Consider the following 23065-nt stretch of genomic DNA (forward strand, 5'->3'; position numbering starts at 1 on the left):
GGGCCTCCGTGGCATCGGGATTCGGGCACACGTGCCCCTTCGACGCCGACCAGACTTCCCGGCACACCCCGCGCCTCTTTGACGCGTTCTTTACACACTATCCGCCCATAGCGGCGGGCATGCGGCGGGGGCGCTCCCGATGAGGGGTCGCCCGCTGCGATCATCATCACGTTTGAGGGGTCGTCGATAACTGTGGCTTCCGGGACCCCGCAGGTCGCGCGGAACGCCGTCGTCCTGGGGGCGCCCGGGGAAGCCGGCCTCGGCCGCGTACATCCCCGTACTCGATCGCACATCCGAACCGGCGCAGGCCGACAGCCTCGCGGTTCGCAGGTCAGAAGGGCTCAGAAGGGCTTCGTCGGCCAGTCCAGCAGCCGGGCCCCGATCACCGCCGTCTGCAGGGTGTAGCGGTGCACCGGGTCGGACGGGTCGGCGCCGGTGAGCTTGTGGATGCGTTCCAGGCGGTAGGTGAAGGCGCGCACGCTCAGCGACAGCCGCCGGGCCGCCTCCGCGGAGACGCAGCCGGAGTCGAAGTAGGCGGTGAGGGTGTCGAGGAGCGGCTGGGCGCCGCCGCGGGCCTCGCGCAGCGGGCCGAGGGCGCTCGCCACCAGGTCGGCCATGGCCTGCCGGTCGCGGGTGAGGACGGGGTAGACGAGGAGGTCGGCGGCGCGCAGCACCGGCTCGTCGATCTCCAGGCGTTCGGCCAGGTCGAGGGCGTTCAGCGCCTCCTCGTAGGACTGGACGACACCCGCCGCGCCGGGCTGCGGACGGCCGATCGCCACCTGGCCTCCCCCCATGGCAGCGAACGCCTGCTTGGCGAAGTACGCGAGAACGTCGCCCTGGTCTCCGGGGGCGATGCACACGAGCCGCCCGGCCTTGGTGGTGAGCAGGATGCTGCGGTCGCCGAACCGGCCGATCAGCGCCCGCTCCACCTCCCGCAGGACCGGATCGCCCTCGTCGTACGCGGCCTCGCCGCGCGCCACGGCGACGGCGTGCTCGTACGACAGGCGCAGTCCGTAGCGTTCCGCGCGCTGGGCGAGTCTGCCCAGGTCGCTGCGGCCGTACAGCAGGTCGTCGACGAACTCCCGGCGGGCGGCCTCCTCCTGGCGGACGGCGAGCCGCTGGGCCCGCTCGTAGCCCTCGGCGAACGCGTCCAGGGCCTGGGCCGCCGCCGCGAGCATGTCGTCCACGGACCGGTCCTCACCGGTGGGCCAGGTCGACCGCGTCGCGGCCATATGGGCACTGACCAGGGCACGCAGCCCGACACCGGCTTCCGCGGCCTGCTCACCCAGGGCACGGCGCGAATCGAGTTCCTCCCGGGTCAGCCGGCGGCCGGTCGCCGGAGCATCCTCGATGATGCCGGCGTACCCCTCCAGGTACTTCGCGTACTCCGCCGCCACGTCCCGCCCTGCCATCCATGCCCCCGAATGCCGATGCGCCGTTGACGCCTTTCTAACGCATGAGCCCCTGGGCGGGACGGGCAGGGACGGTGTCCCTGCCCGTCTCCGGCAGTTCCCGGAGGCGGTGCCGGGCATGTGCCGATACGCTGCCCTCAGGTGTGCCGGGAAGCCTGGTCGGCGGATGTTTCCCTCTGCCCCCGGGAGCCGCTCGTGCACCTCTTCCCCTTCCGTCACCGCCCACGCCCCGGACCGCAGCGCCCCCACGGACATGAGGTGGTCCAGCTGCACGGCGACCTGGACGTGCGCAGCGCCGCGGCGACGGGCAGACGTCTCGTACGGCTGATCCACACCGGGCCGGGCGTCCTGGAAGTGGACCTGGCGGACGTGCCGCACCTCAGCCCCACCGGGTGCGCGGCGCTCTTCACCGCGCTCCGCGCCGCCCGCGCACACGGCACACGGCTGGTCCTCACCCATCCCAACGAGCAGGTGCGGGTGATGCTGCGGCAGATCGGTCTCACCCGGGCTCTCGCCGGGGGAAAAGACAGCACGGAGTGACGTGCCCCGAAGAACGCGCGTTGCCGGACACCGGCAGCACACGGGCTCCGGAGTTGCGTGCCAAGGACCTGTCAAAGCCGCGTAAAGGACGGGTAGGGTTCCCCGCGGTGTGCCGGGAAGTCTGGTCGGCGGTCTGGAGAGAGCTCTCTTCGGACTCCTTGCCGATCGGGGGTCTTGGTCATGGTGCTTGTCGTGGTCTTCGGGGTGGCGCTGCTGATCGCGGTGCTGTTGTCGGGTCTCGCCGCCCGGACCGTTCTGTCGACGTCGCTTCTCTTCCTGGTCGGTGGCGCGCTGGTCAGTGACGGTTTCCTGGGCCTGATCCACATCACGCCGGACAGCGAGATGGTCTCCGTGACGGCCGACCTGGCACTGTTCGCGGTTCTGTTCACCGACGGCATGCACGTCTCCTTCCCCAAACTGCGACAGAACTGGCGCAACCCGGCCCGCGCGCTCGGCCTCGGCATGCCGCTGGCCTTCGTCGGCATGGCGCTCCTCACGCACTACCTGGTGGGCCTGGACTGGACGACGTCCTTCCTCGTCTGCGCCGTGCTCGCGCCCACCGACCCGGTGTTCGCCTCCGCGATCGTCGGGCGCAAGGAAGTCCCGTCGAAGCTGCGGCAGTTGCTGAACGTGGAGAGCGGGATCAACGACGGGCTCGCCCTGCCGGTCGTCCTCATCCTGATCGCCGCGGCCGGGCCGACCTCCGGGCACGCCGAGGCTTCCCTGGGGAAGATCGCACTGGAGCTGGTCCTCGGTCTGGTCTTCGGTGTGGTCCTGCCGTTCGTGGTGATCGAGCTCGTACGGTTCAGGCTGCTGGGCGCCGAGCCCAAGCTGCAGCCGCTGCTGCCACTGGCGATCGGCGTGATCCTCTACGCGGTCTGCCACCTCACGCACGCCAACCCCTACCTCGCCGCGTTCTCCGCCGGCGCCGTGCTCACCGCGCGCTCGATCGAAGCGAAGGAGGCGTTCGAGCCACTCGGAGAGGCACTCGCGGAGCTGGCCAAGTTCGCGGCCCTGCTGGTGTTCGGCGCGCTGCTGACGCCGCAGTTGTTCGGCGATCTGCCCTTCGGCGGCTACATCGCGGTCGTCCTCGCCATCGTGCTGATCCGCCCCGCCTCGCTGCTGCTGTCGCTGCTCGGCACCCGGTTCACCCGTCAGGAGAAGCTGGTCGCGGCCTGGTTCGGACCGAAGGGCTTCGCGTCCGTGGTGTACGGGCTGCTGGTGCTGCAGGCCGGGATCCCGCAGGGCGAGGAGGCGTTCACGCTCATCGCCGTGTGCATCGCCTTCTCCATCGTCGCGCACAGCTCCACCGACGTACCGATCGCCCGTCTCTTCCACGTCGAGGCCCTCGCGGGCGTGCCCGGCGGCGATGCCTCGCCCCCTACCGCCGAGGAGGCCGACCGTGTCGGCACGTGAACTCGCCGAGCCCTACCCGTACGTGACCACCGACGAGGACGCCGCCCAGGCGCTCCGGCTGCTGGCCCTGCACAGGCTGCCCGCGCTCCTGGTCGTCGACGCCGACGCCAAGCCGTACGCCGTCGTGCCCTGCGCCCAACTCGTCGGACGGCTCCTGCCGGGGTACACGCGGGAGAGCCCACCGATCACCGCCGTGAGCGGCGGCGGCAAGGCGGGTGGCGAGGTGCGAAGACAGGTCGAAGGGCTCACAGTCGAGGAGCTACTGCCGCCATGCTCGCTTGAGCCCCCGACCGTCGGACCGGACGCGAGTGCCACGCAGATCGCGGCCCTCATGGCACGGACGGGCTGTCCGTTGGTCGTCGTCGTCGAACACGACGGCGACCAGGCATGGTTGGCGGGCGCCGTGACGGCCGCCCGCCTGCTGCGACAACTCGTCGAATGATCGTGAGCGGCCGGACGACCGGACCGATACGGCCGTCGTGACCGCGTGGCCGGCCCGGGCGTCAACGCCAGCGCTCGCGCGGCGGTCTCGGCCACGAACGCATGACCGCACCGCATCACCCATGCCCCTGCCCATGCCCCTGCCCCTGCCCTTGCCCCTGCCCCTGCCCCTGCCCTTGCCCTTGCCCTTGCCCTTGCCCTTGCCCTTGCCGGAGAGGACGGCCCCATGACGGTGTTCCCTCAGCCCACACGCGGTGTTCCCCAGTCCGGCCACATGATCGTGGCCGGTGACGACGCGCTCGCCGAGCGGCTGGCGGGCGAACTGACAAAGGTGTACCGGGAGCGGGTCACCCTCGTCGTACCGACCGCGCGACACGCCGTCCCCGACGGGCGGGGGCGTGCCTCGGCCTTCCTCGGCCGGGTGCAGGCCGTCGTGAACCGTACGGACGGGGATGTCGGTGCTCCGCAGGTCCTCGAAGCCGCCGAGCTGGACGCGAGCGTGCTGGCCGAGGCCGGTGTACGCGGGGCCGCCGCGCTGGCCCTGGTACATGACGACGACGAGACCAACATCCGTACCGCGCTGGCCGCCCGGCGCCTCAACCCCCGGCTGCGCCTGGTCATCCGTCTCTACAACCGCAAGCTCGGCCAGCACCTGGAGGAGCTCCTCGACCAGGCCGCCGCCCTCGCCGTCCCCGGCCTGGACCCGGCCGCCCTGGACACCTCCACCACCGTCCTGTCCGACGCCGACACGGCCGCCCCCGCCCTCGCGGCCACCGCCGTCGCGGGCACCAGCAAGGTCGTCCAGGCCGACGGGCTGCTCCTGCGGGCGGTGGAGCGCACCCCGCCAGGGCAGGGCGAGGTCGCCGATCCCGGACTGTGCACGCTCGCCCTGCTGTCGTCGACCACCAACGACCCGGCGGGCACGGAGGGTTCGGACGCCAGCGGCCGGGAAGGGCCGACGCTGCTGCCCGACGACGAGACCGTGGCCGCCGCCACCGGACGCGGCACCGTCGTACTGGAGACCGTCACGCACACCGGCGTCGCTCCCCCGCCCCGCCGCCTCGCAGGACGAGGGCTGCCGCTCGGCTCGCTGTTCTCACGCAGGTTGCGCTGGTCGCTGGCCGGACTCATGGCGTGCGTGGTCGGCCTGGCCGTCGCGACCTGGGTGACCACCGGCGGCCACCCGCTGCACGCCGCCTACCTCACCCTGCTCGACCTCTTCGCCATCAACGACCCCGCACTCGACGAGCCCACGACCCGCCAGGTGCTCCAACTCCTGGCCGGACTGGCCGGATTACTGTTCCTGCCCGTGCTGCTGGCCGCCGCCCTGGAGGCGTACGGCACCTTCCGCACCGCCTCCGCCCTGCGCCGCCCGCCCCGCGGCCTGTCCGACCACGTCGTCCTGCTCGGCCTCGGCAAGATCGGCACTCGGGTCCTGGCCCGGCTGACGGAACTCGGCATCCCCGTGGTGTGTGTGGAGGAGGATCCCGAGGCACGCGGCATCCCGCTCGCCCGCCGCCTGCGCGTGCCCACCGTCATCGGCGACGTCACCCAGGAAGGCGTCCTGGAAGCCGCCAAGATCCACCGCGCCCACGCCCTGCTCGCCCTCACCAGCATCGACACCACCAACCTCGAAGCGGCCCTGTACGCCCGCTCCGTCAAACCGGACCTACGCGTCGCGCTGCGCCTGTACGACGACGACTTCGCCACCGCCGTCCACCGCACCCTGCGCGCCGCCCACCCCCACGCGCTCACCCGCAGCCGCAGCGTCTCGACCCTCGCCGCGCCCGCCTTCGCCGGGGCCATGATGGGCCGCCAGATCCTGGGCGCGATCCCCGTCGAACGCCGGGTCCTCCTCTTCGCCGCCCTGGACGTCGCCGGTCATCCGCAGCTCGAAGGCCGCACCATCACCGAGTCCTTCCGTGCCGGCGCCTGGCGGGTCATCGCCCTGGACACCGCCGCCCCCGGCGACCGGATGCCCGACCTCGCCTCCACTCCGGCCCACGACGAGATCGACCACCCCGCCGGACTCGTCTGGGACCTCCACCCCGGCTACGTCCTCCGACCGCAGGACCGCGTCGTACTCGCCACAACCCGGCAAGGTCTCGCCGAACTCCTCGGCCGACAGCCCCGGCTCCGGGCACGGTCCTCCGACGTCTAGAGCGAGCCTCAACGGAAGTCGGCAGCAGCAGCCCCGCACGAGCATCCAGGACATACGGGAGCCGACCCACGAGACACACATGATGCGCCAGAAGCCCGGACGGCTGTCTGCCGTCCGGGCTTCTCCGATGCCGCAGGTGCGGTCACTCGGGCTTACTTGGTCAATCGGACTGACTCGGGCTCACTCGGTGATTTCGACCTTGCCGTTGGCTGTCACGGTGGCCGCGCTCGTCTTCGCCGTCCGTCCTTGGGTGAGTCCCTGGAGGAGTTGGGCGAGGTCGACTCCGGTGGTGGAGCTGAGGAGTTCCATGCCCTGGGCGACGTTGTCGGCGACGGCGCGCGGGAGCTGTCCGGCACCGTCGGTGGAGATGATGGTCAGCTTGTCCACGGCCGCCAGCGGCTCGGCGGCCTTGGCGACGACCTGCGGCAGCACCTCGACCAGCATCTGGAGCACGGCCGCGTCGCCGTACCGCTCGAAGGCGTCGGCCTTCTTGTGCATGGCCCCGGCCTCGGCCGCGCCCTTGGCGGCGATGGCTGCCGCTTCCGCGTCACCTTCGAGGCGTACGGCATCGGCGAGCGCCGCACGGTGTGCCTTCTCGCCCTCACCGGTGAGCCGGGCCCGCTCGGCCTCCGCCTCCGCCTCCTTGACCAGGGCGATACGGCGGCCTTCGGCCTCCTGCTCGGCCTGGTAGCGGGCGGCGTCGGCGGGCTTGCGGACCTTGGTGTCCAGCTCACGGTCGGTCAGCTCGGCCTGGCGGGCGGCGACCTTCTCCTGCTCGCTGAGGACTTCCTGCTCGCGGGCGGCTTCGGCGAGAGGGCCTGCCGCGTTGGCGCGGGCAGCCGCCTCGTCCGTCTCGGCCTTGATCTCGGCCTGCTTCAGGGCGAAGGTCCGCTGCGCGATGGCGATCTCCTCCTCCGCCTTGAGGCGGGCCTGCTCGGAGGCGCGCCGGGCGACGGCCTCAGCGATGTCCGCCTCCTGCTTGGCGCGAGCCGCCTCGGGCCGCCCGAGGTCCTCCAGGTAGGAGCCCTCGGTGGTGATGTCCTGGATCTGGAAGGCGTCCAGCACGAGTCCCTGCCCCGACAGGCTGGCCTCGGCCTCCTCGGCCACCTGACCGGCGAACGCGGCACGGTCGCGGATGATGTCCTCCACCGACATCCGGCCGACGATGGAGCGCAGCGCGCCGGACAGCACCTCCTGGGTGAACCCGACGATGCCGTCCTGCTGCATCAGGAACCGCTGGGCGGCGGCGCGTATGGAGTCCTCGGTGCCGCCGACCTTGACGATCGCGACGCCCTCCAGATTGGCCTTGACCCCGCGCAGGGTGACCGCGCCCCGCACGGCGATCGGAATGTGCCGGCTGGACAGGTCCAGGGTGAACTTCTGCTGCACGAAGGGCACGACGAAGACACCGCCGCCGACCACGACCTTCTGACCGCTGTTGTCGGTGAACACCCGCCCGGTCTCCGGGTCGGTGGACTTCTTGCCGCGCCGCCCGGTGACGATGAACGCCTCACTGGGCCCCGCGACCTTGTAGCGGGTGACCACCACCAGGGCCAGCAGGACCAGGAGTACGACGACTCCCGCCACCGCGACGAGTACAGGGCTCATGGTGAATATCCTCTCAGCCGTCCCCCGAGGGCGGCGAAATGAAATCGGATCAGGAACGCAGATTGAGATCAGGAGCAGATGCAGATACAGACAGGCAGGCAGGCAGGCAGACAAAGGGCCCGGTCTGCCGGAAGACGCGGCGTGGCGGTCAGCGCTCGACGAGCCGGACCTGGACGGACGTCTCCGACAGCGACGCCTCGACCCACACTTCGGCGCCTCGCGGGACATGCACATGGCTCCTGGCGGCGAGCTTCAGCGGCTGCCCGGCGAGATACACCAGCACCTCGCCGTACCCCTCGGCCGGAATGGCCGTGACCACGGAGCCGGAACTGCCGATGAGGTCGCCGCCGCGTGGAGCGGCCGCGGTCCGATCACTCATCAGTGCGCGGCTGAACCGATACGTCCCCCAGCCCGCGCCGACGCCCGCCACCACCCCCACACCGGTGGCCCCCGCGGCCCCCAGCCCGGTGGTGCCGAGCACGATCGCGCCGCTGAAGCCCAACATCGACACGAACCCGGCAATGACCGGCAGCGACAGCAAGCCGTCGAAGACACCGTCCAGCACTCCGTCGAGCACCCCTTCGAGGAGCCCGTCGAAGATCAACGAGAAGGCGAGCAGCACCAGCCCCGCGATACCGAGACCCAGAAACCAGCTCATACGGGCCCCTCCTTCGTACGACGACCCCCTGCGCACGAATGTTCCCATACAGCCCCGGCGCGCCACACTGCCGGACTCCGGCAATCTTTACGCGGTCTTCATGCTCGTCTTCTGCAGCCGCCGACGGGCCGGCGTCCCTCGGGCCATCGCCCGGCGCCCGCCGACCCGCACTCGCCCTCCAGGTCGACCCTGCCTGCCATGCCGGTCCCCGGCAGCATCCCAGCAGCCACAGTGCGCCCCTTGGACCTGTTGTCGGCGGACGAGGGCCATGTACGGTTCCCCTCGGTGTGCCGGGAAGCCTGGTCGGCGGTCCGCTTCGATCTGCCCCGGAGGCATCCAGTGACCATCCCCGGCCTCGCCGCGTACCTGCGGACGCGGCGCACCGCACACAGAGACAACAGACGCCGGCGGCACCTGATCCGTGAACAGCGGCTCGACGCGCTGGCCCGAGAGACGGCACCACCGCCGACGCCGCCGAGCTGGCGCGCCGGCCGGGGTGGACGCGTTCTCGCCGTCCTCTGGGGTGCACAGTTTCTGTGGTTCGTCGTGCGTCCGGCCGCAGAGGAGGAGGCCCGCGCCACTCCGGGTGACTGGATCTTCCTGTTCTGGGCGTCGCTGGTCGCCACATGGGTGGGTTGCCGCCTGGGAATGTGGCGAGTCACCGCAGGCCGCAGTGGTGTGTGGATACGGCGGTTCCGAACCGTCGTGTTTCTTCCCTGGCAGGAGATCAGCCGTGTGGACATGCGGCGGGATGGCTTGCTGGAGTTCTTCGACGGTCACAGACAACCCATGGCCGGGCTGTACGGCCCAGCGTGGCTGAACCGGATCCTCCGCCGTCCCGATGCCGGACAGCGGACGGCCGACCTCCTGACGGTCATGGCCCGGCACCCTCGCCTGCGCCCGGGCACGGATCCCGACCGGCGGCTCAGGAGCCGGCCGTTCGCCGTGTGGTCGCCCCTGACCATGTGCGTCATCGCCATGGCGGGCCTGATCTCCTGACGGCGACGCCAGCCTGGCCCCGGGCAGGCGGCTCTCGGCAGCGTTAGCTCTTCCGGAGTTGTCAGCCCCGGGCCCGGTTGTCCTTGAGCGCGGACAACAGAAACAGAACGCCCGCGGAGACGAAGGATCCGATACCGAAAGCCGCGCTGACCATGACCACGTCGTACGAGGCGTTCGCCAGGCGGGGCACACCGTTGGCCAACATGCCCCCGTACAGGCACAGAAGTCCGTAGGCACGGGGGCGCAGGCCGCCGGTGTGCCGGCGCATCCACGGCGGAACCCATCCAGACAAGATCGCGATCGCCGGCACCAATATCAGAACGCTGGAAATGGCCAGAGCGATCCAGTGGTAGAGCGGATTACCGTGCACGAGTCCTCACCTTCTCTCTGACCGTCGCGCGTGGTCCGCCCCCGGCAGCGCGGTCGACGATAGAGCCACTCCACGACGGCCGCCATGCCGGATTCCGGCAGTCCTGGATACGCTTCGCTGCTTGGTGCCGCCATGCGGCAGGGCTGATCGGCAGACCGCCAGGCCCAGTGACACGACGCGAGCAGCGGAGGACAGCAGGCCGACGCCCCACCCCACGCATTCGGGCCCGGCTACGCCTGCTTCAACAGCTCGGCCGAGAGCCATACTTGACCACGCGGGGAGAAGCCCGTGGTGGCCAGATGCGGGAGAGGCAGCGATCCGGTGAGCAGCGACAGCGTGGGCGTGGGAAAGGTCGGGGTGCGGATCAAGTGGGACCCCAGCCACTGGAACGAGCCACCCCACCATCTCGACATCATCGCCGCGACCTACTCGTCGGACGCGCCCCATGGGCGGCCCGAGTACGTCGTCCACTTCGACAGCCGCTCACCGGACGGCACCATCAACATGGCCCGGCACAGCCAGACCGGTCAGGGCTTCGGCTACGTCGAGGAGATGACCCTGGAACTCGATCGCCTCGCCCCCTCCTTCGCGCGGGTGGTCGTCGGAGTCGCGATCCACCAGAACAGCGGCCACAAGACCTTCGGCGACATGTCGAACGCCGGAGTACTGGTCGTCGAGGGTTACCGCGAACTGCTGAAGGACGACTTCTCGCAGGTCGCCGGATCCACTGCCGCAACGGTCGCGGAGTTCACAAGAACCGCTTCGGGGGCGTGGGAGTTTCAGGAGATGATCCGGGGGTTCGACACCGAACCGGGGGTCTTCACCGCTGAGATGGGCGGCGCTCCACAGCCGTGACAGCCTCGTCACCGCTCACAGCCATCGCCGCGCAACGGGGGCACAGCTCACCACTCGGCTGGACCAACCAGTGTGTGGCTCACGCTCCGGCTGACCGCCGCGGACAGACTCGCCGATGCCGGCCTCGACCTGGACGCGGCCCGCACCGCCGTTTCCGACGGTTTCCCCGGCTATGCCCTGCCGGTCCCGGAGAAGCCCCACACGGTGTAGGCCGGTCACCTGCTGCGCGAAGCTACGGCTTGACGTCGTAGAGGACGTTGAAGGGATCGTCCGCAGTGGACCGGGCCACCTCCCTGAAGCCCGCTTCGGCACACAGATCGCGTACGACAGCCTCGGGCATACCGCACGTTCCAAGGGCGGCTCCGCCGCTCGCGAGGGACGTGGTCATGCAGGAGGAGACGCTGAAGCCATAGAACATCGATGCGACCGGGCCCACGTTGTCCTCGGGGCGGTTCTCGGAGTTGATCTCGAGCATCAGGTAGTCGCCGTCGTCCTTGACCGCGGCCCGGACGGCGGCAAGAAGCCGCGTCGGTTCCGCCGAGTCGTGGATGACGTCGAAGGTGGTGACAAGGTCGTAGCGCCCGGGAAGCCCCTGGGCCGCGTCGACCGTCTCGAACGTCACGCGGTCTGCGACACCGGCCCGCTCCGCGTTCGCCCTGGCACGTTCCACCTGCCCCGGGAAGTTGTCGAGCCCCGTGAAGCGGGAGCGGGGAAACCTCTTGGCGAGCACGATCAGGGCACGGCCCGCACCACACCCCACGTCCGCGACGTCGATGCCCCGCTCCAGCTTGTCGACGACGTGAGGGAAGGTGCTCAGCCAGTCGTCGACCATCACGCTCTCGAACCAACTGCCGGTGAAACGGCTCATGCCGTCCCACAGGGTCTCCGGGTAGTCGCTCTGCCTCACGCCTCCCCCGTTCCGAAACGCCTCGATCAGTCGTTCGTACGGTGCCAGGGCAGCGGGCATCATCTGGTAGACGCCGCCGAGGAACATGGGCCCTTGCTCGTCAGCCAGCGCGGGAACGTGTTCGGCCGGAAGCGCGAAGCTCCCGGGCTCCGGTTCCTCCAGATAACCCGCAGCCGTCAGACCGCGCAGCCACTCGCGTACGTAACGCTCGTTCAGGTCCAGACGGTCCGCGAGTTCCTGGCTTCCGACAGGGCCGCCCGCCGCGAGGGCGTCGAACAGGCCCAGCCGGTCGCCCAGGTGACACAGACCGACGGCCATCATCCCGCTGATGTCCCCGAGCGCCTTCTCCATGAAGGCTTCGACCTTCGCTTCGTCCAGTCCCTGCTGCGCCGCCGCCATGGTGTCCCTCCTGACCCAGCACGATCGCGGCATGCGACCGGCCCGGCAAGCCAAACACCGCGCTGCTCCCCCTCGTCGCCGCCACGGCGGACGGGGGCACTCGGGGCCGGTTCGCCCCACCCGGTCCGAGTAGCGAACGCGCACCCTGCGGCTCACCGGACGACGCCACGTACACCCTCCGCGTGGGCGCGTGGCGTACTACGGCTGGGACGAGATCCGCCTCCAGCGACCCGATACGGTCGGGATCGGTCGTCGACGCGACCGGCGCCGTCCAGCGCTTCGGCACGGAGTTCCTGGAGGCCGTCGGACCCGCGACCGTCGCAGTCCTCCCGTCGTACTGCCGGCCTTGCCAACAGCCATCACCGGCCGGCGGCGGGCCCGCCGGGCGCGCTACGGAAACCGGCGGCCGGCGTCGGCCGCTCCTCCTGACGCGCGATCGGCGAGAGTCCTTGCCACAAGGGCTGCCGCCTGCTCCGGCTCGGCCGTCGATGCGACCCCGTGCTGCGGACACCCGACGAGCCGAGTCGGCGAGATGGCCGAGACGTCAGACGGCGATGGTCGTGCCGTCGAACCGGCTGAGAGTGAACACCGCCTCCTCCAGGGTGACTTCCTTCGCCTCGCGCAGCACGCCGATGGCGATCTCCTCACCCAGCCGTACCGCCTCCGTGAAGTCGGTACGCCAGTGCACACCGGCCATGTTGCGGCCGGTGGCGATGTTCGCGGCGACCTTGTTGAGCTCGCCGCCGACGGTGAGCCGCCCGGCGTCGGGGCCCGTGTACGGCTCCAGGGCGGTGCCGTCGGTGGTGGGCACGACCGGGTGGGGCAGGATGTGCGATTCGTCGAACCACGCCTTGAGGATGGTCACGCACGCACCGGCCACCGTGGCGTGTCCGGAGCCGTAGGAGGGATGGGTCGGGCTGCCCTCCGGGAACGCCTGTGGCAGCAGGTAGCTGCCGTACTTCTCGAAGATCCGCTTGACCGCGACGGAGTCCAGCACCTCGCTGTCGATGGGGTACTCGCGCTGCCCGCGCAGCTGCTGGTGGACCCGGCCGCCGAACTCCTCCGGCCGCAGCCGCCGGTGCACGTACCACTTCTGGAACCACACCGCCTTCAGGGCACGCGTGGCCACCTCGGTGACGAGCGAGAGGATGTGCGGCCCGCCGTACGTCCCGAAGCCGATCTGGTTGCGCGAGAAGTTGTACGGGTTGCCCGGGTCCGCCGGTGCGTTCAGTCCCAGCAGGATGAGGGTGGCGTTGAGATACGCCTCGTACAGCGCGTCGAAGTGGACGTAGTGCGCCAGGTCGCGCGGGGTCTGGATGTACCGCCTGGCCGTGAAGTCCCGCTCGTCCGGCTCGGGTTCGGAGCCGTTCTGCATCTCCAGCCAGTCGCCCCAGGTGGTCAGGTGGTCGACCGGGCGGACCAGGGTGTCCTGCCGCTGCGGGATCAGCAGCGTGCCGTACGGGATGTCCTTGAGCAGGAACTGCGAGACGTACGGCCCGGCCAGGTCTCCACGGGTGTTCCCACGGAAGATGGTCTGCGCGGTGACCTGGCCGTTCTGCTTGGGTGCCCGGAAGTCCGACAGCCCGCTGAGTTCGGTGGCCGCCTCGGCGACCAGCTCGCTGTCGCCGAACCGCGTGAACAGCACGTCGCGCACCAGTGCCATCCAGTACAGCTCCACCGCCTCGGCGGAGTTCTCCGCGCTGTCGATACGCGGCGCCGGCCTGATGGTCAGCGCCTGACCGTCAGGGCCCTCAAGGTCGAAGGACAGACCGGCCTGCGGGTTGACCAGCTTGCGCGTGTCACCGAGCGGGATCCGCTCGAAGTCCTCGTAGCTCCCGGTGGCCAGCGCCCGGCGCAGCAGATGGTAGGCGGCCGGGTCGACCTCACCGAACTTGTTGTGCGGCAGCGCCTTCGAGTAGTTGGCCACGAACGGGTGGTCGGTCTCCTCCCCGTTGGCGGCCTGGACCGGGATGTCGCGCTCGAACTCGACCTCGGCAGCCCGGATCCGCGCGTCGCGCGCGGCAAATCGACGATCACTCATGCGATTCCCCCGTGATTCCCCGTTGTTCCCCGTGAAAGGTGCGAAGCACCCCACAACCCATGAGACGTCAGGAGCCGCAGGACCGTTGCAAGAAACAGGCAATCACGGAGATCTGCACATGTGCTTCCCAAGCTTCCGAATGCCATCGAAACATTCTTCCGTTCCCGGGAGGCCATCCGAAGCGCCCATCACGTGCTCGAGGCGCCATGCGATCAAGATGGGGGAAGTTGAGCCGACGGTCTGCCGTTATCTGGCGCCCAGGAGTGACACTGGCCGCGATCCACCAGAACAGCGGTCCCAAGACCTTCGGTGACATATCGAACGCCGGAATGCTGGTTTTCGAGGGGCACAAGGAGCTACTGAAGGACGACTTCGCGCAGGTCACAGGATCCAGCGCCGCCACCGTCGCAGAGTTCCCCCGGGAAGCCTCGTCGGCTGGGAGTTTCACGAGATGATCCGAGAATTCGACAGCGCCCCCGTGGTCTTCGCTGCGGAAATAAGCAACGCCCTATGGCACTGACCGTCAGCAACGCTGAAACGTACGGCCGATCACGGTGGCTCCTTCATGCGTTCCTGAAAACGGAGCGGCAGGCATTCCGAAGGCGTTGCTGTCTCGCCCCCGGCGGTGCTCGTCCGACTCGGGCGGCTGCCTGTAGGCGCCATGTGGATATCTCGGCATGAGTGCAGCCAACAAACGGCGCAGGGTTGATGAGCGGCGATTGCCAGATGGGCATCGGCTCGGAGGCTTCCGGTGTGCGAGTCGCGCCGCCTGAGAGTCCGCCCGCCGTCAGCGAAGCGGGTGAGACGGGAGGGCATCGGGGGTGGCGCCCTCGGCCTTGGCCGCGTCGGCGAGGGCCGCGGCAGCGGCTTCTTCGGCCTGAGCCTTGTCGTTGGCGGCCTGGGCAACCATGTCGTCCGGGGGCTTCTCGCGGGTGGCGGGCGACTGGGGCAGGACCTCGGTGAAGGCGCGGGACATGCTTTGGAGTGCGGAGGTGATCTCGCTGGGGATGACCCAGAAGTTGTTGCCGGAGCCCTGCGCGAGCTGGGGCAGCGTCTGGAGGTACTGGTAGGCGAGCAGCTTGGGGTCGGGGTCGTTGCGATGTACGGCCTGGAACACCTCGTCGATGGCCCGGGACTGGCCCTCGGCCTGGAGGATCGCAGCGGTACGGTTACCCTCCGCGCGCAGGACAGCGGCCTGTTTGTCGCCTTCGGCGGTGAGGATCTGCGACTGGCGCTGCCCCTCGGCCCCGAGAATCGCGGCCCGCTTGTCCCGCTCGGCCCGCATCTGCTTCTGCATCGCGTCCTTGATGGACTGCGGAGGGTCGATGGCCTTGATCTCCACCCGGTTGACCCTCAGCCCCCACTTGCCGGTGGCCTCGTCCAGCACACCGCGGAGCTGGCTGTTGATGGTGTCCCGCGAGGTGAGCGTCTTTTCCAGGTCCATGGAGCCCACGACGTTGCGCAGGGTGGTGACGGTGAGCTGTTCGACTGCCTGAAGGAAGTTCGCGATCTCGTAGAACGCCGCTCGTGGGTCGGTGACCTGGAAGTACAGGACGGTGTCGATCTCGACGACGAGATTGTCCTCGGTGATGACCGGCTGCGGTTTGAAGGAGACGACCTGTTCCCGCAGGTCGATCACCGGATGGACGCGGTCGATGTAGGGGATGACGAGGCTGAGGCCGGGAGTCAGGGTCCGGTGGTAGCGGCCGAGCCGCTCGACATTACGAGCGCGCGCCTGGGGCACGATCCGGACCGCCCGCACCACGGTGAAAACCGCGATCAGCGCGACGACCAGGCCGGCAATGAGGAACGCCGAGGTTTCCATGGTTTCAGTCCCGTGGGTAGACGATCGCGGTGGCGCCGCTGATCTCCATGACGTCGACGGTCTTTCCGGCAGGAATCACCAGCGTCTCGTCATAGGCGCGGGCCGTCCATTCCTCGCCGTCGATACGGACCCTGCCGCCCAGGCCCGTCACCTCCGACACGACATACGCACCCTTGCCGACCAGCGCGTCCACGCCGAACCGCTCCACTTGGGGCTGGAGGACGTGGCGCAGCGCAATGGGGCGCACGAAAAGCACGGTGACTGTGGCGACGACGGTGAACACCAAGAATTGCCACGGCAATGGCAGCCCGACCGCGGCGGACCCTGCCGTGACCAACGCGGCCGCACTCAGCATTCCGAGCGCAGCGGTAAGGGTGAAGATCTCCGCCACAGCCAACACAGCTGCGATGATCAACCAGATCAGCCATTGATCCATTGCGTGCCTCTTCTGACCGGTGCGGGCGCGAAGGGACTGACTCCCACTATTGGACCCCGATACGGAACAGTCGCGATACCCCCGGGAGAGGAAACCCTGCCGAACGATCGAATATGTACTGGTGCAATGCGCGCCCCGAAAAAGCCCACTCCAGACCTTTATGGCGATTTTACCCATAGGGGAAGATCCGCTAACTCCACAGCGCGGGCCATGCGGCGTGCGAGCAGGGCGCGCATCTCGTCGAGGGCTACCGATGCACAGCCGGCAAGGGAAGAGGAAAATCAGGGTATGAGGCGTCGACTCGCCGATGTGAGCCGTCCCGCCCGGCTGGCCTCGTCCGGCGAGGGCTTGGGGCAGGACGAACTGGCGCTGGCCGCCCGCAATCACGGCCTGCCGCTGGAGGCCATGCGCCACGACGTCACCCCGCCCGGCCTGCACTACGTGCTGACGCACTACGACATCCCCCATGTACCGGACGGAGCCGCCTGGCGGCTGACGGTGAGCGGTCGCGTACGGCGCGCGCTCAGCCTCTCCCCCGCCCAGCTGCGCGCCTACCCCGCGGTCACTACGCGCGTGACGATGGAGTGTGCGGGCAACGGCAGGGCTCTGCTGTCGCCACGGCCGGTGAGCCAGCCGTGGTTGGTCGAGGCGGTCGGCACGGCTGAATGGACGGGAGTGTCCCTGGGGCTGCTCCTCGACGAGGCCGGGGTCGAGTCCGGCGCGGTCGACGTCGTGTTCACCGGGGCGGACCACGGCGTGGAGCGCGGTGTCGAGCAGGACTACCAGCGCGGCCTTCCCCTCGCCGTCGCCACGGGCGCCGAGCCCGAGGTCCTGGTGGCCTACGCGATGAACGGAGCACCTCTGCCGCCCCAGCACGGCAGCCCACTGCGCCTCGTGGTGCCCGGCTGGTACGGGATGGCCCAGGTGAAGTGGCTGCGGGACATCACGGTCGTCGACACACCGTTCACCGGCTTCCAGCAATCCGTGGCCTACCGGATCAGACGGGTACCCGAGGAGGCGGGCGAGCCGGTCACCCGCATCGCTCCCAGGGCGCTGCTGATCCCGCCGGGCTTTCCCGACTTCATGTCCCGGACGCGGGTGGTGGCGCCGGGTCCGGTCCTGCTGGAGGGGCGGGCCTGGTCGGGACGCGCCCCGGTGACATCGGTGGAGGTGAGCACGGACGGCGGCCTGACGTGGCACAGAGCCCGACTCGAACCGGATCAGGGACACCGGTGGGCCTGGCGCCGATGGTCCTCCATGTGGTCCGCCGTCCCCGGCGACCATGTCCTGAGCGCCCGTGCCCAAGACGAGGCGGAACACCCAGCCACTGGAACAGCCCTGGAACCTGGGCGGATTCGCCAGCAACCTCGTCCAGCGGGTGCCGGTTTTCTGCCCCGATCCCTCTGATACGGCATGAGCCCACGGCCCGGCTACGCCGCCCCCCAGCGCTTCATGGGCCCCGGTCACGGTCCCCGTCAGATTCCCGGCCTCGGCGCCCGCACGGGAGCGCAGGATCACCCTGTAGGCGAGCAGGGCCAGAAGATCGGCCACAGCCCCGCATCGGTTTCGGGTTTGCGCTGCCCCTTGGCCTCGGCGGCGACGAATGCCGTGCGCGGCGCCTTCCGCAGCTGCCGGAGGTGTCGGCCGAGGGCGGCCCGGACCTCGGCGGTCAATGCCTTTCGCACGCGCCCCATCCCGGCTCGCCTCCTGCCCTCCCGCTCAACGGTGCTCCGGGTTGTCCGCCCCCGGGCGGCAGCCGACATCCCATTCCGTGCGCTGGTTGCCGTGGGCCGGAACGCCTCCGGCCCGTTTGAGCATGGCGGCCAGATGCATCAGGTTCCAGGTCATGAAGGTGGTGTTGCGGTTGGTGAAGTCGTTCTCCGGGCCGCCCGAACCGGGGTCCAGGTAGGAGGGGCCGGGACCCGCGGCGCCGATCCAGCCGGCGTCCGCCTGCGGTGGGATGGTGTAGCCGAGGTGCTGGAGGCTGTAGAGGATGTTCATGGCGCAGTGCTTGACGCCGTCCTCGTTGCCCGTGATCAGACACCCTCCGACCCGCCCGTAGTACGCGTACTGTCCCTGAGGGTTGAGCAGGCTGGAGCAGCTGTACAGGCGCTCGATGACCTGTTTGGTGACGGAGCTGTTGTCGCCCAGCCAGATGGGCCCGGCCAGGACCAGGATGTCCGCCGCCATCACCCGCTCGTACAGCGCCGGCCAGGCGTCCGTGGCGAAGCCGTGCTCCGTCATGTCCGGGTACACGCCGGGGGCGATGTCGTGGTCGACGGCACGGATCTCGTCCGTGGTCATCCCCTGCGTGTCCATGATCGCCCGGCTTTTGTCGATGAGTCCCTGGGTGTGGCTGAGCCGGGGGAACGGTTTGAGCGTGCAGTTGATGAAGAGTGCGCGCAGGTCGTCGAAGCGGTATCCGTCCTCGGTGGACGGGGCCGGTGGTGCTGCCATGGCGGACTCCGGGGAGGTGAGCGGACAGGGGCGAGGGGTGGTGCCGGCGGCAGCGTCTCGCGGAAATCGCGCGCTGTCCCGTTACGACGCACCGGCACATGGTGGGTTCCAGGGGTGCTCGACCGCTCGTCGTGCGTCGGCTTCCCGCCTCTCGGATCCTGGAGGCACCGGCCGGGCCCCGGATCCCGGCCGGCCGAGGACAAGGCGGCAGCGCCATGACAATCGATGTGTCCGCGGAGCGCGTGATCCCGCTCCCGCCCGAACGCGTGGCCGAGTACGCCATGAACTGGCGCCATGACGCCTGGGGGCACCTCCCATGCCCGTTCAGGGCTATGGGGGAGGACCCAGGCATTCCGCGTCGCGGAGCTGACCCGGGAGAGCGACCCCGGCCGGCTCCAGCCAGGTGGGCAGGGCCGAGTGCCGCAAGTCGTATGGCCGTTTCGCGAGCGGGGTATTGGTGAGCGCGGGAGGCATGGCGAGGTCGCGGGTCTCGTGAAGAACAGTTCCGCCCGTCGTCGGCCGCCGAACGTGGCGACGTGCTCGTGCCTGAGGGCCGCCGGATGCGGCGGGAGCGGCGACGCCCGCGTCTCTCCCGGCGGGCGGTTCTGCCGCCCTCGTCGTGATACTGGCCGGTGTCGGTCCACCGTTTGCCCGCCTGCGGCAGAGGGCAGTCCAGGAGCAACCGTCCCGAATCGGTGCTGGGGAGTCCGCAGTCCGGCAGGGCCACCGCAACCGCTTCTTCCGAGCCCAGGCCCGCGGAGAGCCCAATCTGAGTGGCACCAGCACAGGGCGGCGCACCCTTATGCGGCGATCGGCAGCCGCTCGCTCCGGCGCCGCGCCCTCCGGCGTGTCCGGTCGGAGCGCAGGCAAGCACCGAGGAGAACGGTGAGAGCGGCGGCGCCGTAGGCCCAGGTCTGAAGAGGGAAGCCGGGCAGTAGGCGTCCTGCGAGATAAAGGACGGTGCCAGCGAGGGTGACGGTCAGCCATCCCCAGCGGCCGTCCAAGGCGACGAGAGCGACGACGAGGAGCGAGTACCAGGGGTAGCTGGGCGAGACCAGCAGCAGGACCGTGCCGGTCAGCAGCAGGGCGCCGCGCCAGGGGCGGGCGGGGTCGCCGCGCAGCCAGACGTACAGGGCGGTCAGGGCGAGGAGCACAGCCACGGTCACTCCGGCGGCGGCGTCAGGCAACAGCAGCCGCAGCCGCAGCCGGGCGAAGCGTCGTACGTGGCCTGGTTCGTAACCCTCCTCGTGGAGGTAACCGGGCAGGTAGCCGAGGACGCCGGCGCCGGAGGCGGCGACGTAGGGCAGGTAGGCGAGCGCGACCGCTGCGAGGACGGCCGAGAGCAGGAACGCGATGCGCTTCGGACTGCGCTGGCCGGACAGGGCGCCGGGCAGCATCAGGACGGGCAGGAGTTTCACGGCGACGGCTGCGCCCAGCAGCGCGCCGCGGCGGGCGCCGGCGGTGGCGAGGGCGAGGACGGTGAGCAGGACGCCGAGCGTGTCGATATGGGCGTTGTTGACGGCTTCGAAGGGGACGGCCGGGCACCAGGCCCACAGGGCGGCGCGGGCCGGTGATCGCTGGGGGTCTCCGCGCCTGCGCAGCACGGCGAGAAGGGCCACGGTGGTGCCGAACGCCAGGACTGCGCCACCGACTTGGAACGGCTTGTGGCGGCTGTCCGGTGGGGAGACGGTGTGCACGGCGAGGTACCAGCCCTCGGCGACGGGCGGGTAGATGGTCGGGACGGTGGGGCGGTTGATGCGGACGCACAGGCCGCTGTCCGTCCGGGTCACCCCCCCAGTCCTTACAGGCGCCTTCGGTGGGGAAGAGCCTGTCGTCGCAGGTGGGCGAGTTCGGGGGCGGCGGGTGGGTGGGCGTAGGGGGAGATGCCGGCGGCTTGGACGCGGCCGTCCCAGGCGTAGCGGAACATGTCGGTGCTGGTGCGGGGCGAGGTGGCGAGCGCGGCCAGCGCGATGGCGGCCGACCCTGCCGGTACGAGACCGGTCGCGGTGCGGGCCGGGACCTTGCGGACCGTCCAGGCCGCCGCGGCGAACAGGGTCCAGGCGACGGCGTAACCGGCCAGTAGACGGCCGGATTCGCCCTGGTTGTCCCCCGCGCGGAGCGTGTCGACGACTGTAGCCGTGAGTACGGCGAGCAAGGTCGCGGTGACGCCGACGCGGATGCGTGTACGACGGCTGCCGCGGCTCGTCGGCCGTGGGGGCCGCTCTTGCGGGGACTCGCTCGGCATGGGTTGCGGCGGGTGGGGGGTGGCGGTGTCGGTCATGGGTGTGCGGGCTTTCCGGCGGGCGTGCGGTGTGCGTCGACGTGCGTCGGTTTCGGACGGTGGAGTTCGAGGAAGGGGCGGCCATGAGCCGTCCACCGGCCGGTCAGGACCCAGCCGGTGGCGTCGGCGGCGTACAGCAGCGCGGTGGTGCCTATACGGGCCCAGGGGAACGGCCGGCCGTGCCGTCCCTGGCCGTCCTCGACGCGGACGGTGAGGCGTTCGTCCACGTCGTGCGGGGCGGCCTCGGCCAGCAGGCACCCGCCGGGAGCGACCAGTTCTCGCAGCCGGGTGAGCAGGGCGAGCGGGTCGCCGCCGATGCCGACGTTGCCGTCGATCAGCAGGGCGGTGCCCCAGCCGCCTTCCCCCGGCAGGCGGTCGAAGACGGACCGTCGTACGGCGGCACCCCCGTGGCGCCGGGTCCGGGTGACGGCGGCCGGGCTGACGTCCGCACCCAGTGCCGGTACACCGCGGGCGGCCAGGGCGGCCACCAGACGTCCCGGCCCGCAGCCGACGTCCAGGACGGGACCTGTGCAGCGGCTCAGCACGCTGGTGTCGGCGGCGTCGGGGGGTGCGCACCAGCGCTCGACGTCCAACGGGAGCACCTCCTCGCTGAGGCCGTCCGGGTGATCGGGGGGTGACAGGCGGCGCAGGAACAGCGGGCCGCGGCCGGCGCGAAGGGCGTGGGCATAGGGGTCGTCGGTCCACGGCTCGCCCGGCTCTCGGGGTGCGAACAGATCCGTGGGTTGTGTCGGCGTGGGGGTCCGCGACGTGCGCGCCGTCAGGGTCTGGGGCTGCGGTCCCGTCGTGGCCGGCTCTGTCCACTCGGTCACGGCGGTGTCCAGGCCGGTCGCCGTCCCGCTCATCGGGCGACCTCCGCGAGCGAGGCCAGGGCGTCGGCGAAGCGGGAGCCGGGCGGACAGCAGGCGGCGACCTGTGCGGCGTCGGCGGCGGTGTCCACGTCGCGCAGCACCGGCAGATCGGCCACCGCCAGTCCCGCCTCCACCAGGCGCGACCGCTGGATCGCACCGGTGCGGTCCGTGGACATCGGCACGCCCCGGACGACGGACCCCGCCCGCGCCGGATCGGCGAATCCCAGCGCCCAGAAGCCGCCGTCGGCGGCCGGACCGAACCAGGCATCGTGGCCGTCCCGGCCGACACCGGACAACAGCTCGGGAGTGAGCTGCGGGGTGTCCATGCCGACCAGAAGGGCCGGTCCGTCCTCGCACTGGGCGAAGGCGGCTGCGATCCGCTCGTCCAGACCGCCGTCCGCCTGCTGTACGACGTCGAAGCCGGGCGGCAGCCAGGGGCCGGGAGCCCCGGCGAGGACGAGGAGGCGGCGACGGGCAGGGACGCTGAGCAGGGTGTGGAGGGTGTCGGCGAGGGCGACCTCGGCCAACATGGCGGCCTCCCGGGGCGTGTAGGGCGGCGTCAGCCGGGTCTTGACCCGGCCCGGCACCGGCTCCTTCGCGATGACCAGCAGGGTGGCCGCACCCCGGCCCGGGTGCCGGCCCGGGTGCCGGGCGCTCATCGTCCGCCTCCTGGGACGGTGGTGGCCGTGACCGCCGATGCGGTGACGGACCGCTCGCCGAGGACGGCGCGCATGTCGCGTACCGCCTTCCAGGTGCCGCGCCAGGTGCCCGTCACCTTCGAGCGGCCGGTGCGCGGGTGGTACGGCACGTCCGTCTCCGTCACCCGCCAGCCGGCCTCGGCGGCACGGACCACCATCTGCAGCGGGTATCCGGAGCGCCGGTCGGTCAGATCCAGGGCCTGCAGCGCTTCGCGGCGGGCGGCGCGCATCGGGCCGAGGTCGTGCAGGCGCAGTCCGGTACGGCGGCGGATCAGGCGGGCCAGTTCCAGGTTGGCCAGGCGGGCGTGGGCCGGCCAGGCGCCCAGGGTCGTGGGCCGCCGTCGGCCCAGAACAAGGTCGGCGGAGCCGTCGAGGACGGGGCCGGCGACCTCGGGCAGCAGGGCGGGGTCGAGGGAGGCGTCGCAGTCGTTGAAGCAGACGACATCGGCGGTGGCGGCGGTCAGGCCCGCGTGACAGGCGGCACCGAAGCCGCGGCGCGGCTCGTGGACGACGTACGCCCCGAGGTCGCGGGCGAGGTCGGCGGAGCCGTCGGTCGAGCCGTTGTCGACGACGATCGCGCGCCAGCCGGCGGGGATCCGGTCCAGGACCCACGGCAGGGCCTCGGCCTCGTCCAGGCAGGGCAGCACCACGTCGACCCGGGCGGTGGAGGGGGATGTCTCGATCACCCCACT

22 protein-coding genes and 1 pseudogene are annotated in these 23065 nt (G+C 70.6%); 8 read left to right on the forward strand and 15 right to left on the reverse strand.

Annotation, left to right across the window (positions count from 1 at the left end; translation table 11 throughout):
- Window positions 1-341: 341 nt before the first annotated feature.
- Window positions 342-1412: a PucR family transcriptional regulator gene (locus OG622_RS13150; RefSeq protein ID WP_371575996.1), complete on the reverse strand. Its 1071-nt coding sequence runs from the start codon at window positions 1410-1412 to the stop codon at window positions 342-344.
- A gap of 258 nt (window positions 1413-1670) precedes the next feature.
- Here OG622_RS13150 and OG622_RS13155 point away from each other — a divergent pair, with 258 nt between their 5' ends.
- The 4 genes from OG622_RS13155 to OG622_RS13170 all read left to right on the forward strand — a co-directional run bounded on the left by OG622_RS13155 (window position 1671) and on the right by OG622_RS13170 (window position 5970).
- Window positions 1671-1952, forward strand: a complete 282-nt coding sequence (locus OG622_RS13155; RefSeq protein ID WP_371575997.1) for an STAS domain-containing protein — start codon at window positions 1671-1673, stop codon at window positions 1950-1952.
- A gap of 180 nt (window positions 1953-2132) precedes the next feature.
- A complete protein-coding gene (locus OG622_RS13160; RefSeq protein ID WP_371575998.1) occupies window positions 2133-3368 on the forward strand; it encodes a cation:proton antiporter in 1236 nt (411 codons plus the stop codon).
- A complete protein-coding gene (locus OG622_RS13165) occupies window positions 3355-3810 on the forward strand; it encodes a CBS domain-containing protein (RefSeq protein ID WP_371576000.1) in 456 nt (151 codons plus the stop codon). Before OG622_RS13160 ends, OG622_RS13165 begins: the two co-directional genes overlap by 14 nt.
- A gap of 273 nt (window positions 3811-4083) precedes the next feature.
- Window positions 4084-5970, forward strand: a complete 1887-nt coding sequence (locus OG622_RS13170) for an NAD-binding protein (RefSeq protein WP_371584086.1) — start codon at window positions 4084-4086, stop codon at window positions 5968-5970.
- 180 nt (window positions 5971-6150) lie between these two features.
- On the opposite strand, the gene OG622_RS13175 is transcribed toward OG622_RS13170, so the two are convergent.
- Both OG622_RS13175 and OG622_RS13180 read right to left on the reverse strand, forming a co-directional pair.
- On the reverse strand, window positions 6151-7578 hold the full coding sequence (locus tag OG622_RS13175) for a flotillin family protein (protein WP_371576002.1): 1428 nt from the start codon (window positions 7576-7578) through the stop codon (window positions 6151-6153).
- A 148-nt stretch (window positions 7579-7726) separates the two neighbouring features.
- The gene (locus OG622_RS13180) at window positions 7727-8236 is read right to left on the reverse strand and encodes a hypothetical protein (protein ID WP_371576004.1); all 510 of its coding nucleotides are present in this window, start codon (window positions 8234-8236) and stop codon (window positions 7727-7729) included.
- 240 nt (window positions 8237-8476) lie between these two features.
- On the opposite strand from OG622_RS13180, the gene OG622_RS13185 reads away from it, so the two are divergent.
- A complete protein-coding gene (locus OG622_RS13185; protein WP_371576006.1) occupies window positions 8477-9235 on the forward strand; it encodes a hypothetical protein in 759 nt (252 codons plus the stop codon).
- Window positions 9236-9296: 61 nt separating this feature from the next.
- On the opposite strand, the gene OG622_RS13190 is transcribed toward OG622_RS13185, so the two are convergent.
- The gene (locus tag OG622_RS13190; protein WP_371576007.1) at window positions 9297-9605 is read right to left on the reverse strand and encodes a hypothetical protein; all 309 of its coding nucleotides are present in this window, start codon (window positions 9603-9605) and stop codon (window positions 9297-9299) included.
- A gap of 321 nt (window positions 9606-9926) precedes the next feature.
- On the opposite strand from OG622_RS13190, the gene OG622_RS13195 reads away from it, so the two are divergent.
- Window positions 9927-10460: a TerD family protein gene (locus tag OG622_RS13195; RefSeq protein ID WP_371576009.1), complete on the forward strand. Its 534-nt coding sequence runs from the start codon at window positions 9927-9929 to the stop codon at window positions 10458-10460.
- Window positions 10461-10532: 72 nt separating this feature from the next.
- On the forward strand, window positions 10533-10670 hold the full coding sequence (locus OG622_RS13200; RefSeq protein WP_371576011.1) for a hypothetical protein: 138 nt from the start codon (window positions 10533-10535) through the stop codon (window positions 10668-10670).
- Window positions 10671-10692: 22 nt separating this feature from the next.
- Here OG622_RS13200 and OG622_RS13205 read toward each other — a convergent pair whose 3' ends face one another.
- The 4 genes from OG622_RS13205 to OG622_RS13220 form a co-directional block, all read right to left on the reverse strand.
- Window positions 10693-11766, reverse strand: a complete 1074-nt coding sequence (locus OG622_RS13205) for a methyltransferase (protein ID WP_371576013.1) — start codon at window positions 11764-11766, stop codon at window positions 10693-10695.
- Window positions 11767-12310: 544 nt separating this feature from the next.
- The gene (locus OG622_RS13210) at window positions 12311-13807 is read right to left on the reverse strand and encodes a vanadium-dependent haloperoxidase (protein ID WP_371576015.1); all 1497 of its coding nucleotides are present in this window, start codon (window positions 13805-13807) and stop codon (window positions 12311-12313) included.
- Window positions 13808-14594: 787 nt separating this feature from the next.
- Window positions 14595-15632 carry an SPFH domain-containing protein gene (locus OG622_RS13215; protein ID WP_371576017.1) on the reverse strand — a complete coding sequence of 346 codons (1038 nt, stop codon included), beginning with the start codon at window positions 15630-15632 and terminating at the stop codon, window positions 14595-14597.
- 4 nt (window positions 15633-15636) lie between these two features.
- On the reverse strand, window positions 15637-16068 hold the full coding sequence (locus OG622_RS13220) for an NfeD family protein (RefSeq protein WP_371576019.1): 432 nt from the start codon (window positions 16066-16068) through the stop codon (window positions 15637-15639).
- A gap of 288 nt (window positions 16069-16356) precedes the next feature.
- Here OG622_RS13220 and OG622_RS13225 point away from each other — a divergent pair.
- Window positions 16357-17485, forward strand: a pseudogene (locus OG622_RS13225) (sulfite oxidase).
- Between the two features lie 97 nt (window positions 17486-17582).
- Here OG622_RS13225 and OG622_RS13230 read toward each other — a convergent pair.
- The 7 genes from OG622_RS13230 to OG622_RS13260 form a co-directional block, all read right to left on the reverse strand.
- Window positions 17583-17762, reverse strand: coding sequence for a hypothetical protein (locus OG622_RS13230; protein ID WP_371576020.1), 180 nt, complete (start codon window positions 17760-17762; stop codon window positions 17583-17585).
- A gap of 25 nt (window positions 17763-17787) precedes the next feature.
- Window positions 17788-18525 (reverse strand): flavodoxin family protein, encoded by a 738-nt coding sequence (locus OG622_RS13235; RefSeq protein WP_371576021.1) that lies wholly within the window; start codon window positions 18523-18525, stop codon window positions 17788-17790.
- An 800-nt stretch (window positions 18526-19325) separates the two neighbouring features.
- Window positions 19326-20315: a glycosyltransferase 87 family protein gene (locus OG622_RS13240; protein WP_371576024.1), complete on the reverse strand. Its 990-nt coding sequence runs from the start codon at window positions 20313-20315 to the stop codon at window positions 19326-19328.
- An 11-nt stretch (window positions 20316-20326) separates the two neighbouring features.
- The gene (locus OG622_RS13245) at window positions 20327-20806 is read right to left on the reverse strand and encodes a hypothetical protein (RefSeq protein ID WP_371576026.1); all 480 of its coding nucleotides are present in this window, start codon (window positions 20804-20806) and stop codon (window positions 20327-20329) included.
- Complete coding sequence (locus OG622_RS13250) at window positions 20803-21669, reverse strand: class I SAM-dependent methyltransferase (RefSeq protein ID WP_371576028.1); 867 nt, start codon at window positions 21667-21669, stop codon at window positions 20803-20805. Before OG622_RS13250 ends, OG622_RS13245 begins: the two co-directional genes overlap by 4 nt.
- Entirely contained in the window at window positions 21666-22334 is a 669-nt protein-coding gene (locus OG622_RS13255; protein WP_371576031.1) for a DUF2064 domain-containing protein, read from the reverse strand. The genes OG622_RS13250 and OG622_RS13255 overlap by 4 nt, the downstream gene beginning before the upstream one ends.
- Entirely contained in the window at window positions 22331-23056 is a 726-nt protein-coding gene (locus OG622_RS13260) for a glycosyltransferase family 2 protein (RefSeq protein WP_371584087.1), read from the reverse strand. The genes OG622_RS13255 and OG622_RS13260 overlap by 4 nt, the downstream gene beginning before the upstream one ends.
- Window positions 23057-23065 lie beyond the last annotated feature (9 nt).

This window comes from Streptomyces sp. NBC_01314, assembly GCF_041435215.1.
GTDB lineage: Bacteria > Actinomycetota > Actinomycetes > Streptomycetales > Streptomycetaceae > Streptomyces.

What these genes read in the sequence shown, in the direction of transcription:
- OG622_RS13150 (WP_371575996.1), bottom strand. Translation starts at nt 1,412, where the DNA reads ATGGCAGGGCGGGACGTGGCGGCGGAGTACGCGAAGTACCTGGAGGGG.
- OG622_RS13160 (WP_371575998.1), top strand. Translation starts at nt 2,133, where the DNA reads ATGGTGCTTGTCGTGGTCTTCGGGGTGGCGCTGCTGATCGCGGTGCTG.
- OG622_RS13170 (WP_371584086.1), top strand. Translation starts at nt 4,084, where the DNA reads ATGATCGTGGCCGGTGACGACGCGCTCGCCGAGCGGCTGGCGGGCGAA.
- OG622_RS13175 (WP_371576002.1), bottom strand. Translation starts at nt 7,578, where the DNA reads ATGAGCCCTGTACTCGTCGCGGTGGCGGGAGTCGTCGTACTCCTGGTC.
- OG622_RS13180 (WP_371576004.1), bottom strand. Translation starts at nt 8,236, where the DNA reads ATGAGCTGGTTTCTGGGTCTCGGTATCGCGGGGCTGGTGCTGCTCGCC.
- OG622_RS13205 (WP_371576013.1), bottom strand. Translation starts at nt 11,766, where the DNA reads ATGGCGGCGGCGCAGCAGGGACTGGACGAAGCGAAGGTCGAAGCCTTC.
- OG622_RS13210 (WP_371576015.1), bottom strand. Translation starts at nt 13,807, where the DNA reads ATGAGTGATCGTCGATTTGCCGCGCGCGACGCGCGGATCCGGGCTGCC.
- OG622_RS13215 (WP_371576017.1), bottom strand. Translation starts at nt 15,632, where the DNA reads ATGGAAACCTCGGCGTTCCTCATTGCCGGCCTGGTCGTCGCGCTGATC.
- OG622_RS13220 (WP_371576019.1), bottom strand. Translation starts at nt 16,068, where the DNA reads ATGGATCAATGGCTGATCTGGTTGATCATCGCAGCTGTGTTGGCTGTG.
- OG622_RS13230 (WP_371576020.1), bottom strand. Translation starts at nt 17,762, where the DNA reads ATGGGGCGCGTGCGAAAGGCATTGACCGCCGAGGTCCGGGCCGCCCTC.
- OG622_RS13235 (WP_371576021.1), bottom strand. Translation starts at nt 18,525, where the DNA reads ATGGCAGCACCACCGGCCCCGTCCACCGAGGACGGATACCGCTTCGAC.
- OG622_RS13245 (WP_371576026.1), bottom strand. Translation starts at nt 20,806, where the DNA reads ATGACCGACACCGCCACCCCCCACCCGCCGCAACCCATGCCGAGCGAG.
- OG622_RS13250 (WP_371576028.1), bottom strand. Translation starts at nt 21,669, where the DNA reads ATGAGCGGGACGGCGACCGGCCTGGACACCGCCGTGACCGAGTGGACA.
- OG622_RS13255 (WP_371576031.1), bottom strand. Translation starts at nt 22,334, where the DNA reads ATGAGCGCCCGGCACCCGGGCCGGCACCCGGGCCGGGGTGCGGCCACC.